General features: G+C 68.3%; 15 protein-coding genes and 1 tRNA gene. 14 read left to right on the plus strand and 2 right to left on the minus strand.

From position 1 onward, the window contains the following. Positions 1 to 33: 33 nt before the first annotated feature. The 7 genes from tatA to M0R80_15405 all read left to right on the plus strand — a co-directional run bounded on the left by tatA (position 34) and on the right by M0R80_15405 (position 8204). Positions 34 to 261: a twin-arginine translocase TatA/TatE family subunit gene (gene tatA / locus M0R80_15375; GenBank protein ID MCK9461014.1), complete on the plus strand. Its 228-nt coding sequence runs from the start codon at positions 34 to 36 to the stop codon at positions 259 to 261. A 16-nt stretch (positions 262 to 277) separates the two neighbouring features. After that, entirely contained in the window at positions 278 to 1462 is a 1185-nt protein-coding gene (locus M0R80_15380) for a pyridoxal phosphate-dependent aminotransferase (protein MCK9461015.1), read from the plus strand. Positions 1463 to 1569: 107 nt separating this feature from the next. Beyond that, on the plus strand, positions 1570 to 1962 hold the full coding sequence (rpsU, locus tag M0R80_15385) for a 30S ribosomal protein S21 (GenBank protein MCK9461016.1): 393 nt from the start codon (positions 1570 to 1572) through the stop codon (positions 1960 to 1962). Between the two features lie 25 nt (positions 1963 to 1987). Then, positions 1988 to 4627 (plus strand): insulinase family protein, encoded by a 2640-nt coding sequence (locus tag M0R80_15390; protein MCK9461017.1) that lies wholly within the window; start codon positions 1988 to 1990, stop codon positions 4625 to 4627. A gap of 123 nt (positions 4628 to 4750) precedes the next feature. Next, entirely contained in the window at positions 4751 to 5584 is an 834-nt protein-coding gene (locus M0R80_15395) for an electron transfer flavoprotein subunit beta/FixA family protein (protein ID MCK9461018.1), read from the plus strand. A gap of 12 nt (positions 5585 to 5596) precedes the next feature. Continuing rightward, a complete protein-coding gene (locus M0R80_15400) occupies positions 5597 to 6577 on the plus strand; it encodes an electron transfer flavoprotein subunit alpha/FixB family protein (protein MCK9461019.1) in 981 nt (326 codons plus the stop codon). Positions 6578 to 6659: 82 nt separating this feature from the next. Then, on the plus strand, positions 6660 to 8204 hold the full coding sequence (locus M0R80_15405) for a right-handed parallel beta-helix repeat-containing protein (protein MCK9461020.1): 1545 nt from the start codon (positions 6660 to 6662) through the stop codon (positions 8202 to 8204). Here M0R80_15405 and M0R80_15410 read toward each other — a convergent pair. Further along, positions 8201 to 9238, minus strand: a complete 1038-nt coding sequence (locus M0R80_15410) for a S1 family peptidase (GenBank protein ID MCK9461021.1) — start codon at positions 9236 to 9238, stop codon at positions 8201 to 8203. The genes M0R80_15405 and M0R80_15410 overlap by 4 nt on opposite strands. A 171-nt stretch (positions 9239 to 9409) precedes the next feature. Here M0R80_15410 and M0R80_15415 point away from each other — a divergent pair, with 171 nt between their 5' ends. The 4 genes from M0R80_15415 (at position 9410) to M0R80_15430 (ending at position 11418) form a co-directional block, all read left to right on the plus strand. Beyond that, on the plus strand, positions 9410 to 10078 hold the full coding sequence (locus tag M0R80_15415) for an SPOR domain-containing protein (protein ID MCK9461022.1): 669 nt from the start codon (positions 9410 to 9412) through the stop codon (positions 10076 to 10078). A gap of 65 nt (positions 10079 to 10143) precedes the next feature. Continuing rightward, the gene (locus M0R80_15420; protein ID MCK9461023.1) at positions 10144 to 10500 is read left to right on the plus strand and encodes a hypothetical protein; all 357 of its coding nucleotides are present in this window, start codon (positions 10144 to 10146) and stop codon (positions 10498 to 10500) included. A 63-nt stretch (positions 10501 to 10563) separates the two neighbouring features. After that, positions 10564 to 10639, plus strand: a tRNA-Asn gene (locus M0R80_15425). Positions 10640 to 11124: 485 nt separating this feature from the next. After that, positions 11125 to 11418, plus strand: a complete 294-nt coding sequence (locus M0R80_15430) for a hypothetical protein (protein MCK9461024.1) — start codon at positions 11125 to 11127, stop codon at positions 11416 to 11418. A gap of 52 nt (positions 11419 to 11470) precedes the next feature. Here the strand turns inward: M0R80_15430 and M0R80_15435 are convergent, their stop codons facing one another. After that, entirely contained in the window at positions 11471 to 12250 is a 780-nt protein-coding gene (locus tag M0R80_15435; protein ID MCK9461025.1) for a GNAT family N-acetyltransferase, read from the minus strand. 95 nt (positions 12251 to 12345) lie between these two features. Between M0R80_15435 and M0R80_15440 the strand changes: the two genes are divergently transcribed. From M0R80_15440 to M0R80_15450, 3 genes are read left to right on the plus strand one after another with little or no spacing between them, the layout of a single operon-like run. Then, on the plus strand, positions 12346 to 12543 hold the full coding sequence (locus M0R80_15440; protein ID MCK9461026.1) for a type II toxin-antitoxin system HicB family antitoxin: 198 nt from the start codon (positions 12346 to 12348) through the stop codon (positions 12541 to 12543). Then, a complete protein-coding gene (locus tag M0R80_15445; protein MCK9461027.1) occupies positions 12540 to 13898 on the plus strand; it encodes a hypothetical protein in 1359 nt (452 codons plus the stop codon). The genes M0R80_15440 and M0R80_15445 overlap by 4 nt, the downstream gene beginning before the upstream one ends. After that, a complete protein-coding gene (locus tag M0R80_15450) occupies positions 13898 to 15133 on the plus strand; it encodes a cytoplasmic protein (GenBank protein ID MCK9461028.1) in 1236 nt (411 codons plus the stop codon). Before M0R80_15445 ends, M0R80_15450 begins: the two co-directional genes overlap by 1 nt. The last annotated feature ends 1 nt before the right edge of the window (position 15134 follow it).

Genomic DNA, 15134 nt, shown 5'->3' on the forward strand with positions numbered 1-15134 from the left:
CACGCGCGGCGCTTCGGACAAGGACACGGTGAAATGATGATCGTATCGGCGTTCGGCGTTCCGCTGTTCGGCAGGCCGGGCCTGGGTGAGATGCTCCTCATCCTGCTCGCGATCCTGCTCCTGTTCGGCGGGTCGAAGCTGCCGCAGCTCGGCAAGGGGCTCGGCGACGGAATCCGGAACTTCAAGAAGGGCCTCAAGGGCGAGGAGCCCGAGGAGGGCAAGGGCGCGCCGAGCGACAAGGACATGGAGAAGAACAAGTAGAGCGAAGGAGCAGATCGTGGGCAAGATCTCGTCCCGTCTCGACCGCATCAAACCATCACCGACGCTGTCCGTCACCCAGAAGGCTCAAGAGCTCAAGGCGCGCGGGATCGACGTGATCTCGTTCAGCGCCGGGGAGCCCGACTTCGACACGCCCGCGCACATCGTGGACGCCGGGGTGCGCGCCCTGCGCGACGGGATCACGCGGTACACGCCGGTCGCCGGGATGCCGAAGCTGCGCGAGGCCGTCGCGGCGCAGAGCCAGGAGCAGCGCGGGGTGCCGTGCGCGGCGAAGCAGGTCATCGTGACGGTCGGCGCGAAGCAGGCGCTGTACGGCTTCTTCCAGGCGGTGCTGAACCCCGGCGACGAGGTCGTGATCCCGGCGCCGTACTGGGTCTCGTACCCGGATCAGGTGCTGCTCGCGGGCGGCGAGCCGAAGATCGTGGCGACGCGTGCCGAGGACGATTGGGTGCTCACGCCCGACGCCCTGGAGCGCGCGGTCGGGCCGCGGACCGTGGCGGTCGTCCTCAACACGCCGTCCAACCCCACGGGCGGCCTGTATTCGAAGGAGGCCGTCACGGCGATCACGCGGCGCGCCATCGAGTTGAAGCTCTGGATCGTGGCCGACGAGATCTACCGCGATCTCATCTATGACGGGGCGGGTCACGTCTCGCCGTTGTCGGTCGCCGGGGACGGGCGGGAGCGCGTGTTCGTGGTCGACGGCGTGAGCAAGACGTACGCCATGACGGGCTGGCGGATCGGGTGGGGCATCGGCGATCCGGAGGTGATCTCCGCGATGTCGACGATCCAGGGGCAGGCGACGTCGAACGCGAGCTCGATGTGCCAGGCCGCGGCGCTCGCCGCGGTGACGGAGCCGGCGGACTTCCTCCCCGGGTGGCGCGCCGAGTACGCGGCGCGGCGCGACGCGATGGTGGACGGGCTGAACCGGATGCCCGGCGTCACCTGCCGCAAGCCGCAGGGCGCGTTCTACGTGCTCCCCTGCGTGCAGGAGATCTGCGCGCGAATGGGGAGCGGGACCACCGACGTGGAGGTCTCGACCTACCTCCTCGAGAAGGGGAGGGTGGCCACGGTGCCCGGGACGGCGTTCGGCGCGCCGGGCTACATCCGGCTCTCGTACGCGACCTCGATGCGCAACGTGGAAGAGGGGCTGAAGCGAGTGGCCGAGGCGTTCGCGGCGCTCTGAAATCGGCCCGATATCGCTTGCCAACACCCCGGACCGCGACTATGGTGCCTGTCTCGCAACGGGCTTGGACCGGCGCCCTGCGGCGCGGGCCCCGACGGAGGAGAGGGATGCACTTGGACGAGAACGACGCGATTGGCGAAGGCGTGATCTCGAAGGAAGAAGAGAAACCGAGCGTGGCGGTCGACGCCGTGGGGACGGTCGACGCCGCGGGAGGTGACGAGCGGGACGCGGAGGGCCGCGACGGCGAGCGCCGTGCGCGCCGCAAGTCCGAGGGCTTCGGCGAGACCGTCCAGTGCCGCCCCCTCGAGGTCATCGTGAAGGATGATCGCGTCGAGCAGGCGATCCGCCAGCTCAAGAACCGTCTCGCGCGCGAGGGCGTGCTGCGCGAGCTGAAGAACCGCAGGCACTACTACAAGCCCAGCGAGCTCAAGAGGATCAAGAGCCGCGAGGCCGCACGGCGCCGTCGCAAGCAGGCTCGCCAGAGGCCCCGCACGAAGTAGCCGAGCCGCGCTGCGGCGATCCGCAATGAGCAAAGCAGTCATCGACAAGCTCGACAACGGCCTCAGGGTCGTGTTCAGGGAATCGCACGTCTCGAGCGTCGTCGCGTTCCAGATCTGGATAGGGGTCGGCGGCGCCGACGAAGCCCCGGAGGAGGCGGGCCTCGCGCACGTCCTCGAGCACATGCTCTTCAAGGGCACGCGGAGCCGGGGCGTCGGAGAGATCGTGCGCGACGTCGAGCGCGCCGGCGGATACGTCAACGCCTGGACCTCGCACGACGAGACGGTGTTCCACGTCACCCTGGCGAGCGATCGGGCTGAGCGCGGGCTCGAGGTGCTCGCCGACGCGGTGCAGAACCCGGCGCTCGACGCCGACGAGCCCACCCGAGAGCGCGCGGTGATCCTGGAGGAGATCCGGATGGGCGCCGACAACCCGACGCGCGCCGTGATGGAGGCCCTGTTCGCGAGGATGTACCGGCGTCACCCCTACGGGAGGCAGGTGATCGGGACGCCGCGGACCGTCGGCCGGTTCGACGCACGCGCGGTCCGGCGGTTCCACTCGCGGTGGTACGTGCCGGGCAACGCGGTGCTCGTGGCGACAGGCGACTTCGACATGCCGCGGATGCGCGCCGCCGTCGACCGGGCGTTCGGCGGCTGGAAGGGCCGCCCCGTGCCGCGGCGATCGACGCGCGTCCCGGAGCCGGCGCAGTCGCAGCTCCGCCAAGCGTACCGCGTGCTCCCGGTGTTCGAGGCGAAGGTCGCGCTCGGCGTCCCGATCCCGGGGCTCACGCACGCGGACGTGCCGGCGCTCGACCTGCTCGCCGCGATCCTCGGCCAGGGCGCGAGCTCGAGGCTCGAGATCAAGGTGCGGCGCGCGGCGGCGCTCGCGAGCGACATCCGCGCCGCGGCGTTCACACCGGTCGACTCGGGCGTGTTCGGGGTCTTCGCCATGACCGCGCCGCACCAGATCGCCGCGCTCGTCGACGGCGTGACGCAGGAGATCGTGCGGCTCACGCGCGAGCCGGTGAGCCCGCGCGAGCCCGAGAAGGCCCGCTCCGTGCTCCTGTCCGACGCGGTCTACTCCGAGGAGACCGTCGACGGGGTCGCGCGCAAGCACGGCTACTACGGGTTGCACGCGGGCGGCCAGGAGTTCGAGCGACAGTACGTCGCGGCGCTCGTCATGGCCGATCCCACGGAGCTCGTCGCGGTGGCGCGGCGCTACCTGAAGCCGTCGGCGCTCACCGTCGCGGCGGTCGTGCCGGATCCGTCGATCGCCGAGTACGCCGCGGCGGTCCCGTGGGTCGGCCATCGGGGCGGGAGAAGCGTCCGGCTCGACGTGCTCGAGGGCTGCGTACGTTCCGCCGTCGAGCGCGCGACGCCCGAGGCCACGGTGCGCCGGGTCCGCCGAGCTCCTGCCGCGGCGACGGTCGTCGAGGAGCTCCCCGGCGGCGACGTCCTCATCGTGAAGCCGAGTCTCGACGCGAGGATCGTGGCGGCGCGCGTGGCGTTCCTCGGCGGCATGCGCCACGAGCCCGAGAAGCGCGCGGGGCTCGTCTCCCTGCTCGCGAGCTCCCTCACGCGCGGGACCGCGTCGCGCACCGCGCAGGAGATCGCGACGGCGATGGACGACCTGTCGAGCTCCGTCTCCGGCTTCTCCGGGCGGAACACGTTCGGGATCCAGGGCGAGTTCCTGGCCCGGAACTTCGACGAGGGGTTCGCGCTCCTCGCGGAGTGCCTGCGCGCTCCCACGCTCCCGGAGGAAGAGATCGAGCGCGAGCGCGAGATGCAGATCGAGGACATCCGCGCCGGGCGCGACGATCTGGAGCAGCAGGTCTTCGAGATGTTCCAGCAGACGCTGTTCGGCGCCCACCCGTACAGCCGCTCGATCCTCGGGACGGAGGAGTCGGTGCGGGCGATCACGCGCGCCGCGCTGCGCGAGCACCTGCGGCGGACGACCTCCGCCGGGCGGATGGTGATCGCCGTCGTGGGCGGCGCGGAGACGGCCGCCACGGTGGAGCTCGTGCGGCGCAGGCTCTGCTCGGACCGGAAGGCGCCGTGCCGCGTCCGCGATCCCAAGGCTTGGCGCCCGGGGCGGCGGCCGCGGCAGATCGGCAGGTCGGTCGACAAGGAGCAGTCGCACGTCGTGCTCGGCTTCCCCGGGACGACGGTGGCGGCCCCGGATCGGCACGCCGTCGAGGTGATGACCGAGATCCTCGGCGGGCACGGCGGCAGGCTTTTCGCGGGGGTGCGGGAGAAGCGCGGCCTCGCGTACGCGGTGTCGGCCGCCTCGATGGAGGGGATCGAACCCGGCTACGTCGCGCTCTACGCGGCGACCGCGCCGGGCCAGGAGCGGCTCGTCGTCGAGGCGATGACGGAGGAGATGAAGGTGCTCGCGGCGCGCGGGCCGATACGGGCGGAGCTCGCCCGCGTGAAGAGCCACCTGCTCGGCGTCCGGGCGATCGCGGGGCAGCGCGCCTCCGCCCGCGCGGCGGCCGCGGCCCTCGGCTACGTCTACGGCCTGGGCCCGGACAGCGACGAGGCGTACCCGGCAGAGATGCGCGCGGTAACGGCGGCGGACGTCGTCGAGGCCGCCCGGCGCTACCTGGATCCGCGGCGGACCGTGCTGGCGGTCGTCGGCCCGGGCGGAGGGAGCGCGAGCCTCCTCTGATCGGTCGCCGGCCGGCATGACGATTGTCATTCTCGACCACCCGGCCCGGAACTATGGTGTTTCTCCCTGTCCGACAACGAGGCGGGGCCCGCGGGCGCCCCGGCTGCACTGAGGAGGTATTTCGTGAAGATCCTCGTCACCATGAAAAGGGTCGCCGACCCGGACAACGCGAACAAGGTCAAGATCAGCGGCGACGGGACCCAGGTCACGTCCGAAGGGCTCGAGTGGAAGCCCAACCCGTTCGACGAATACGCGGTCGAGACGGCGCTGCGGATCCTCGAGGACGGCGTCGGCTCGGGCAACCTCCGCGGCGAGGTGATCGTCGTGACCATCGGACCCGACGAGGCGACGCAGCAGATCCGCCAGTGCCTCGCGATGGGCGCGGATCGGGGCATCGTCGTCCAGGCCGAGGACGCGAAGCTGGACGCGACGGTCGTGTCCAAGGTGCTGCAGAAGCTCGTCGAGAAGGAGAGCCCGGACCTCGTGCTGATGGGCAAGCAGGCCGTCGACGGCGACTCGAACCAGGCCGCGCAGATGCTCGCGCAGCGCCTCGGCTGGCCGCAGACGACCTTCGCCGGGCACCTCGACGTGGCCGCGGACCTCAAGTCGGCGACGGCGATCCGCGAGGTGGACGGCGGCGCGGCCAAGGTGAAGGTGACCTTCCCGGCCGTGGTCTCCGTGGATCTCCGCATCGTCACGCCCGAAGGCGTCTCCAACAACGTCGCCCCGAAGGACAAGGCGTACCAGGAGGGTCCGCGCTACGCGTCGCTCAAGGGGATCATGAAGGCGAAGAAGAAGCCGGTCGAGACCATGGCGCTCGCCGCGCTCGGCGTGGACACGCAACCCAAGGTCAGGGTCCTGAAGTACACGCAGCCCGCGTCGCGCAAGGCGGGCATCCGAGTCGAAACCGTCCAGGATCTCGTCCTGAAGCTCAAGGACGAGGCCAAGGTTCTCTAGGAGGAGGCAGCCATGGGAAACGTACTCGTCATCGCGCAGATCATCGACGGTGAGATGAAGAAGGCGACTGCCTCGGCGGCGGCGTTCGCGGCGCTGGCCGCGTCGCACATCGGCGGCAACTACGGCATCGCGGCGCTCGGCGGCGATCTCGGCAAGGCGACGGACGCGCTCGCCTCGCTCGGCGCGGCGAAGGTGCACGTCGCCGAGGCGAAGGAGCTCGACTCCGCGCTCGCGGAGAGCTGGGTCCCGGTGCTCGAGCAGATCGTCAAGGCGGGCGGCTACAGCGTGATCGTCAGCCCGGCCTCGAGCACGGGCAAGGACGTCCTCCCGCGGCTCGCGGCGCGGCTGGATGCGGGCATGGCCAGCGAGGTCACGGGCGTCGCCTTCGAGGGCGGCAAGCTCGTGTACACGCGGCCGATGTACGCCGGCAACGTCAACGGCCAGGTCGTCATCGAAACGCCGATCCAGGTCATTACGATCCGCGCGACGGAGTTCGCGCCCGTCGCGAAGAGCGGTTCGAAGAGCCCGGTCGAGAAGGTCGCGATCCCGGCGCCCGAGGCGGCGATAGGGCGCCTCGAGTTCCTCGGGTTCGAGAAGGCCGTTTCCGCGCGGCCGGACCTCGCGGAGGCGCGCGTGGTCGTGTCCGGCGGCCGCGGCCTCAAGGCCAAGGAGAACTTCAAGGTCATCGAGGAGCTCGCCGACCTGGTAGGCGGCGCGGTCGGCGCGACTCGGGCCGCGGTGGACGCGGGGTTCATCCACAACGACTTCCAGGTCGGCCAGACCGGGAAGATCGTGGCGCCGGATCTCTACTTCGCCGTCGGCCTCTCCGGCGCGTTGCAGCACGTGGCGGGCATGAAGTCGTCCAAGGTAATCGTCGCGATCAACAAGGACGAGGAGGCGCCGATCTTCCAGGTCGCCGACTACGGGATCGTCGGCGATCTCTTCAAGGTCGTGCCGGAGCTCGTGCAGGAGATCAAGAAGGTCGCGAAGTAGCCGCCCACTTTCTCCTTCTGTCGCTTCCGTCCCTTCGGTCCCTTTCTGGGATACAATCTCGTCCAAAGAGGAGGTGCATCACATGCTGCGCTCGTTCCCTGCGGTGCTCCTGGCGTTCCTCTGCGGCTGCGGCGACGGGCGCCCGAAAAGCGGCGGCGCCACCGACGCGGACACCGACACCGACGCCGACACCGACGCGGACACCGATTCGGACGCGGAGCCGGAGGCGATCTGCGACGCGCCGGAGCTCTACGACGTCTCGGCGCCGGACGCGACGGTCGGCAGCGGCACGCCCGAGAGCTGCACGGCGGAGGCGCTCCAGGCGGCGGCGGACTCCGGCGGAGTGATCGTGTTCGACTGCGGCGCGGCGCCCGTGACGATCGCGGTCGAGTCGCAGATCGTCCTCACGCTCGAGACCGTGCTCGACGGCGGCGGCCTCGTCACGCTGAGCGGCGGCGGTTCGTCCCGCATCCTGTACCTCGACTCCGGCTACGACCAGACGGGGCCGAGGCTCGCCGTGCAGCGCCTCACGTTCCGCGACGGGAACAGCCCGGACGATGGCGACGACACGGCGGTCGGCGGCGGCGCGATCTACCGCGACGGCGGGAGCCTCACGGTGCTCGACTGCGCGTTCGTCGACAACAGCGCCCCGCTCACCGGGCAGGACACGGCGGGCGGCGCGATCTACGCGTTCGGCGGCGGTGAAACGATCATCTCCGGATCGAGCTTCGACGGGAACCGCGCGAGCGACGGCGGCGCGGTCGGGAGCCTGAACGGCGACCTCACGGTCATCAACAGCACGTTCCAGGACAACGCGGCCACCGGCTCGGGCGGCAACCCGGGGGACGGCGGCTGCGGCGGCGCGATCTACATGGACGGCGCGGACGAGCTGACGTCGCTGTGCGGCGTGTCGATCGAGGACAATGAGGCGGGCGCGATCGGCGGCGGCGTCTTCCGCGTGTCGAACGACGACTCCGGCACCTTCGCGATGGACCGCACGACCGTCGATTCCAACGTCGTGACCGATGCCGAATCGGGGAACGCGGGCGGCCTGTACCTCCAGGGTCTGGAGATGGTCGTCGAGAACAGCACGATCTCGCGCAACGAGGCGTTCTACAACGGCGGCATCTGGATCCACACGAGCGACGTCGAGATGACCAACGTGACGATATCCGGAAACGTCGCCACCGGCAGCAACGGCGGCGGCCTGTGGCTGAGCAGCCCCGTGACCGGGACGATCATCAACTGCACGATCGCGGGCAACAGCGCGCCAGCGGACGGCCAGGGCGGGGGTGCGGCTTTCAACGCGGGCGAGATAGCGGGCCTCGAGCTGAAGAACACCATCGTCGCGGACAACACCTCGGGGACGTGGGCCCCGGGGTGCAGCGACGCGCTCGGCGACGGCGGCGGCAACCTCGAGTGGCCCGACGGCCAGGGCTGCTCCGCAGATCCGCTCGTCGGCGATCCGCTGCTCGGCGCGCTCGGCGACAACGGCGGGCCGACCCGGACGATGCTCCCGGACGCCGCGAGCCCGGCCGAGGATCTCGGGACCGGCTGTCCCGCGACCGATCAGCGCGGCGAGCCGCGCAGCGAGCCGTGCACGGCAGGAGCAGTCGAGCTTCCCTAGAAGAGCAGGCCGAGGAGGGATCCGGCGCGGGGGGCCTCGGGCGCCGTCGAGCAGCTGCCGTCGCCCCCGCCGCCGGAGCTCGAGTCCGCGTCGCTGTCCGAGTCGGTGTCGGTGTCGGAGTCGGAGTCCGAGTCGGTATCGGAATCGGAGTCCGAGTCGGAGTCGGAGTCGGAGTCCGAGTCGGTCGCCGGCGGATCCTGGTGCGGCACGTCCGCGAGGCCGTAGCCCACGAAGGCGTTCATCGTGTCGTCGATCCAGTCGTATTGCATCGGCACGTTCTCGTCGACGCTCCCGTCCATGGGGTCGCAGGTGCCGGACATGCCGAGCGAGGTGACGCCCGTCACGTGCAGGTAGTCGCCGACCATCGTGAAGAACGGCCCGCCCGAGTCGCCCTGGCAGGTTCCGGCCGGATCGCCGAGGTTCACGAAGTGAGACAGCTTGGTCTGCACCGTGGTCTCGCCCCAGCGGTGGATGCCGGCGCTGTCAGCGTCCGAGCTGCTCGACAGCCCGTAGCCGACGATGATCCCGGTGTCGCCCTCGCCGAAGTCGTTGTCCGGGCGGATGCGGTACGTCTCGACGGTCTCGATGGGCGCGCTCAGCTTGATCATCGCCATGTCCACGCTGTCGAACCCGATCTCGCCGGTCCAGCTCGGGTGCGTGACGATCTCCTCGGGGTCCGGGTAGAAGTAGAGGCCGACGGGCGAGCTCAGGTTCTTGCCGCCCAGCACCATCATCACGCTCGGATCCGAGACCGCGTCGAGCCCCTCGCCCGGGCTGTAGACGCAGTGCCCGGCGGTGAGCAGCACCTGCGGATCGATCAACGTCGCCGTGCACATCGCGCCCGAGCTGCCCATCGGGACGTAGAGCGCGACGACACCGCGGTAGATCTCGTAGTCGGTCTCCTCGCCGCCGACGATCCCTTGGAACATCCCGTTGTTCACGATCGGACCGGGCTCCTCGTCGCAGCCTGCGGTGCCGAACGCCGCGCAGAGCGCGAGGCAGAACGCGACGGCGGTGATGGTGCTGGCTCTCATCCTTGTCACTCCCTTTCTCGGTGGCCCTTGGTTGGGCGCGCACGATGATGCTCTCACAAAAGTGACCCGGGGTGGGGGGAGCGGTTCAGGGAACACGATTTGCGCAGAAATTTTGCCAATATGCGTTGGTTGTGTTACTTATACCTACATGTAGGTAACCAGGAGCGCAACATGCAGGACCTCAGCCGGTACAAGAAGAAGGATCACATCGAGATTCAGGCGAAGTACGTTTCCTTCCTGGTCGTGGGCTCCGTGGCGTTGGTCGGGCTCGTCTTCGCGCTCGGCCTCCTCGTCGGGAGCCGCGGCGCCGCGGCTCCGGCGTGCCCGCCGGCGGATCCGCTCGAGGCGCTCGACGCGAGGTCCGGGGAGCCCGCGCCGCCCCAGGGCACGTCCGGGGAGTTCAAGACGTTCCACGAGACGCTGACGCAGCCGACAGAGGCCGCCGCCACTACGCCGGCGTCGCTCCTCCCCTCGGCCGCGAGCGACGGCGAAGCGCTCGCCGCCGCCGTGCCGATCGACGAACAGGCGCTCGCGCGGCCCAAGCACGCGGAGAGCCCGGTCCCGGAGGAGGTGCGCGACGGCGAACCGGGCACCTACTCGCTGCAGGTCGATTCCTTCAGCGACAGGCGCGAGGCGAGCGTGCTCTTGCAGAAGCTCGCGAAGGCGGGGCACGCGGCGTTCCTCGTCAGCGTGGACAACCCCGAACGCGGGGGACAATGGTACCGCGTCCGCATCGGGCCCTTCTCCAACAAGGCCGCAGCGTGGAAGTACAAGCGCATGTTCGAGGAGAAGGAGCACATGGCGACGTTCGTGGTGAAGCGGAAAAGCGGCGACGTCTGAGGCGATCACGGCGCGCTTGACGGCCCCGCGGGCTAGGCCATACCATCAGCGGATCGGAGGTGCTCATGTTCGGCACGAAGCTCGAGGAAACGGTCAAGGGCGTCGCGGGCGGGAAGGCGGCGATCGTGATGGGGTTCGACGGCATTCCCGTCGATCAGTACGCCGACGACGTGGAGCAGGACATCGAGACGCTCGGCATGGAGTTTTCCGTGCTCCTCAAGGAGGTGCGCAAGGCGGCCGAGCTGCTCGACGCCGGCCTCGCGGAGGAGCTGACGGTGCGGGCGGAGAAGCTGACGACCATCCTGCGTGTCATCAACGACGAGTACTTCGTGGCGCTCGCGCTCGCGCCCGACGGCAACCTCGGCAAGGGTCGCTATCTGCTGCGCCTGATCGCCCCGGAGTTCGCCCGCGAGCTCGTCTAGCCGTCGCTCGTTTGCCCTTGACAGTCGACCTTTCCCGCCTAGTATTCCACGGCTGACTGCCGTTCCGGTTTAGCTCAGTCGGTAGAGCAAGCGGCTGTTAACCGCTGGGTCGGGGGTTCAAGTCCCTCAACCGGAGCCAATCGATACGGAATAGCGCACCATTGTTAACCAGTGGTGCGCTTTTCTTTTTGTTCTCAGCGAGCGCCGCTGCGGCCTCCTCGGCCAAGTAGGCGTGCTCGAAGAGCATTATCCTCACGGAGCCGGACTTCCGATCCTGATCGTCCTCGCGCCACTCGATGACCTCGACGTACTGCCCGAGCACCGCTTTCAGCTTCTCCCCGCTCTTCCTGGCGACGAGCCCATCGATGACCCCTGGCACGGTGCGATAGTTGTCCGCCATCACCTCGGCCGACAGCAGCTGCTCCTCGGTCTTGTTCTTCTTGAGCTGAATCGCCTCCAGCTCCGCTGAAAGCAGATCCTCCTCGCTCTCCAGCTTGCGGAGGCGTTTGGTCAAGGAGCGGATCGGCTCGCCCCCCTCTACGGCATTCGTGATGGTATCGATCTTCTTCTTCACCGCCGAAAGGCTCGCTCCGACCCTTGTCTCCTCGGCGACGAGCCGGGTCGGTGATGCGCCGGATCAGGAAGGTCTTGTTCGGGCTGCGCGTGGTCTCGCCGGTCACCTCGGCGAACTTCGCCTGCAGCTCGTTGACCTTCATGGTGCTCAGCTTCTTGATCGCTTTCTTCGTCGTCTTGCTCATGGTTCACGCCTCCGTCGTTGGCCCGCAGGTCCATCCTGCGGTTGAGGACATACAGGCGTTGGTGGGCGAGAAGCTCAAGGCGATTCAACGAGATAGAAGGCGCCCAGCACCGATAGGGATGTATCCAAGGACAAGACGACAAGGTAGTGAGCTTGACTAAACGGCCATGTTTGACCGCACGGTCAAGTCCGGTTGTTCCCCTGAACCACCGCTCATCGCACCCGCTTCGCGATCGCCTTACGGATCTTCTCGTAGCTCGGCGGCGGTCCCTTCTGGAGGTTCTTGCCGTCCACCAGGACCGTGTCGGCGATGCCCCACTCGGCCACCGCATCCCGCGTCGAGGTGTCGATCTCGCGGAACACGACCTTGTCACCGAACTCAGCCGCCGCGCGCTTGGCTCGCTCGTAGACCAGGTTCTGCGCCAGGCACCATCCGCTCGAGAAGGCCGTGACGTTCACCCTGCCGGGAATCGGCTCCGGTCTCTTCCCCGTCGGCGGCAACCAGTGCGGCGGCTTCGCGTCGTCAGCGAACGGTTTCCAGAGCAGCATCGCGATGCCCTGACGGTCGGCCTTGCGATAGCCGTGCTTCTTGAACCAAGAGGCCTTCATCCAGAACGGAAGCCACACGCCCCAGGCGGCCATGCCCTTGGCGCCGAGCCGCCGCGCATCCTCCTCGGCCGCGGAGATCAACGCCGTGCCCATCCCGTGCCCCTGGAAGTTGCCTCGCCCCTGCTTGTAGCCGTGAACGTGAATGCAGTAGACGAAGTAGAGTCCCTCGCCGCCCACGTTCGAATGCTCGATGGGGCCGTACTGGATCATCCCGCCTTCGACGCCGTTGTCGTCCACGGCGAGCTTGGCGCGCAGGCCGAAGTTCTCGCTCCGGTCGAGCCACTGCCGGCGCTTGGGCCCCGCCTCCTTGGCGTCGTCGGACCAGTCCTCGAGGCACAGGCAGAAGAGGTCCTTCTTGTCCTCGGTGAGGTCGATGATCTTCATGCCGCGTCTCCTCGTGCCAGGGATGTCGGCGTTGACCTCGAGCAGTCCATCGACGTATACCTGAGCCGCTCTAGTACCCTGGCCATGAGGACAAGATGCCAGAACGGACCGCCGAGAGGAAGATCCACATCCGCATGGGCGAAGACCTCCACAAGAGGCTCAGGATTCGCTGCGCCGAGCTCGACACGACCATCCAGGACTACGTGGTCGGGCTGCTCGACCGCGAGCTGTCCACGGGGAAGCGGCCTCCCCGGACCGCGGGGTCGGAAGCCGGCACGCGGAGGGAGCGATGACCCGAAAGGCCAGAGGCAAGAGCGATCCGATCGAGCAAGAGATCGAGATGGCTCTCAACCCGGGCGGGTTCATCCCCGACCGTGCCTGCTTCTCCTTCGTGAGCGACCTCGATGCGGTCGCGGCCAAGATCGCCAAGCTCATTGCCAGCGATCCCTCGCGGGCAGTCACCTTGTACGAGGCCTTCCTCGCCGCGTGCTACCTGAAGATTGAAGAGCTCGACGACTCGAGCGGCTCCTTCGGTCAGTTCGTCGATGAGCTCTACTGCGGCTGGGTCAAGGCGCGCCAGGTCGAGGACGCTGACCCTGACGAGACGGCGGCGCGTCTGCTCGAGTGGATGGACGAAGACGAGTACGGCTTCTGCTACAACCTCGAGAAGGACTTGGTGAAGGTCTTCGACAAGGCCAACCTCGCCGCCTTCGTGAGCAAGATTCGGGCGAGATTCGACGCTGCGGCCAAGGCCACTCCGAAGTCGGATGGTTCCTTCAAGGACCGCCCCGACTACGTGCGTCGCCACTTCGGGGAGGTCCTGCGCAGCCTGTACACCGCGCAGAAAGACGTCGCTGCGTATGTCGCGCTCGCCGAGGAGACCGGCCTTCAGGCCCAGGATTGCCACGCGATCGCAACTCTGCTCGTCGCACGCCGAAAGCCCGAGGAAGCCCTCGCCTGGGTGGAGCGCGGCATCGACCTCGACAAGAAGACACCGCACGGGTCGATGGCCGGTCACGACCTCGCCAAGCTCAAACGCGAGCTCCTTACCAAGCTTGGCCGCGGCAACGAGGCTCTCGATGCCGCCTGGGCCGACTTCCGCGAGCACCCGAGCAAGTACACCTACGACGATCTCATGAAGTTCGTGCCCAAGGCCGAGAGAGCCGCGTGGCACGAAAAGGCCATCGCCGCAGCCAAGGGCGCCGACCTTCACTCAGCGATCGACCTCCTTGTGGCCACCAAGGAGATGGATCGCCTTGCCGACCTCGTTCACCAGGCCTCGGATCAAGCGCTCGAGAACCTGAGCCACCACACCACCGAGCCTGTGGCCAAGAAGCTCGAGAAGAGCCGCCCCGACCTCGCTGCGCGGCTGTGGCGGGCGCAGGGGCTGCGGATTATCAACGCCAAGAAGAGCAAGTACTACGACGCCGCGCTGTCCAACTTCGAGAGCGCCAAGCGTTGCTTCGAGCGCGCCGGACTCCTCGGGGAGTGGCAGAAGACCGTCAGCCAGGTGCGCATCGACCATCACCGCAAGAGCGGGTTCATGGGTGGCTTCGAGCGCCTGGTCGAAGGCGCGGGCCCCAGCGACGAGCCGTCCTTCATGGAACAGGCCAAGGCCCGCTTCCGAGGGCGTCACCGGAGAGCGTGATGAGGAGATCGGACCGCGACAGCGTCAACGGCACGACCGACCTGGAACACCTGGTCGTCGAGATCAGGACGGATGCCCATGGCGACGATGAGCAGCTCTGGGCCTTTCATCAGGCGCTCGTGGATGGCGTCGAGCTACCGTGCGATGCGTTCGTCATCGGCGAGCCGGTCGCCGTGATCGCCTTCGACTACGATGGAAACCAGCGGCGTGGCATCGTGGCCCGTTGCCGGCGCGAGGACGGCTCCGAGCACGTGGTCGCGGCATCGGAGGTCGTGCTCGCGCCGCGCGCGCAAGGAGGGCCAATCCTGGCGGCCTATCGCAAGTGGCTCGGCCTCGAGTCATTGCCCGAGCCAGCCGCACCGCCCACTCGGCGGAAGCGCCAGCACAAGGTGGGCGCGACGGACCTCGACTTGAGCCAACCGATCGAGCTCGTCGTCCTGTCGATCAAGGAGCGAGCCGCGCGCTGCCGGCTCCCTAGCACCGACCGCGTTATCAGCCTCCGCGCGAGCAGACTGTGGGACATCGTGCCCGGCGAGATCGCGGTGGTGAACCCGCGCAAGCTGTGGAGCTACGCCGGTCACCCGTACCTGTCGGGCGAGATCGAGTCTGCGCGACTCGACGTGGCCGCACTCGGCCTCACGCCGTTGGCACTGAAGGACGAAGGCGAGTGGGACCCCAAGGACGAATACTGGGGCGAGGAGGGCGAGCCCATCGACGAGTGGGCGAAGCCGATCATCGCTCGAGGTCCGAGACAGGCCTACGAGATGGAACAAGTCGTCCCGGGCAGGGATCCCGACGACTTCGACTCCGATCCAATCTGCGAGTCGAACGACCTCAAGGACGCCGGCGATGGAGCAGCCGCCTACAAGATCCTCATGGAGCTCTGTCAGGCCGACCTCCGCTGCCTCGACGCTCATGCGCACCTCGGCAACTTCGTCTTCGACCACAGGCCGAAGGACGCGATCCGTCACTACGAGGTCGGCGTCCGAATTGGCGAGCTATCCCTGCCTGCGGCCTTCGACGGTCTTCTGCCCTGGGGGCACATCGATAACCGCCCCTTCATGCGGTGCCTGCACGGGTATGGCCTGTGCCTCTGGCGGCTCGAGCGGTTCGAGGAAGCCGAGCGCGTCTTCGACCGGATGCTCTGGCTCAACCCCTCGGACAACCAGGGCGTGCGCTTCCTGATCGACGAGGTGCGAGCACGGACGGTGTGGGAAGACCGCGAAGAGAGATGAA

The organism is Pseudomonadota bacterium (genome assembly GCA_023229365.1).
GTDB lineage: Bacteria > Myxococcota_A > Polyangia > JAAYKL01 > JAAYKL01 > JALNZK01.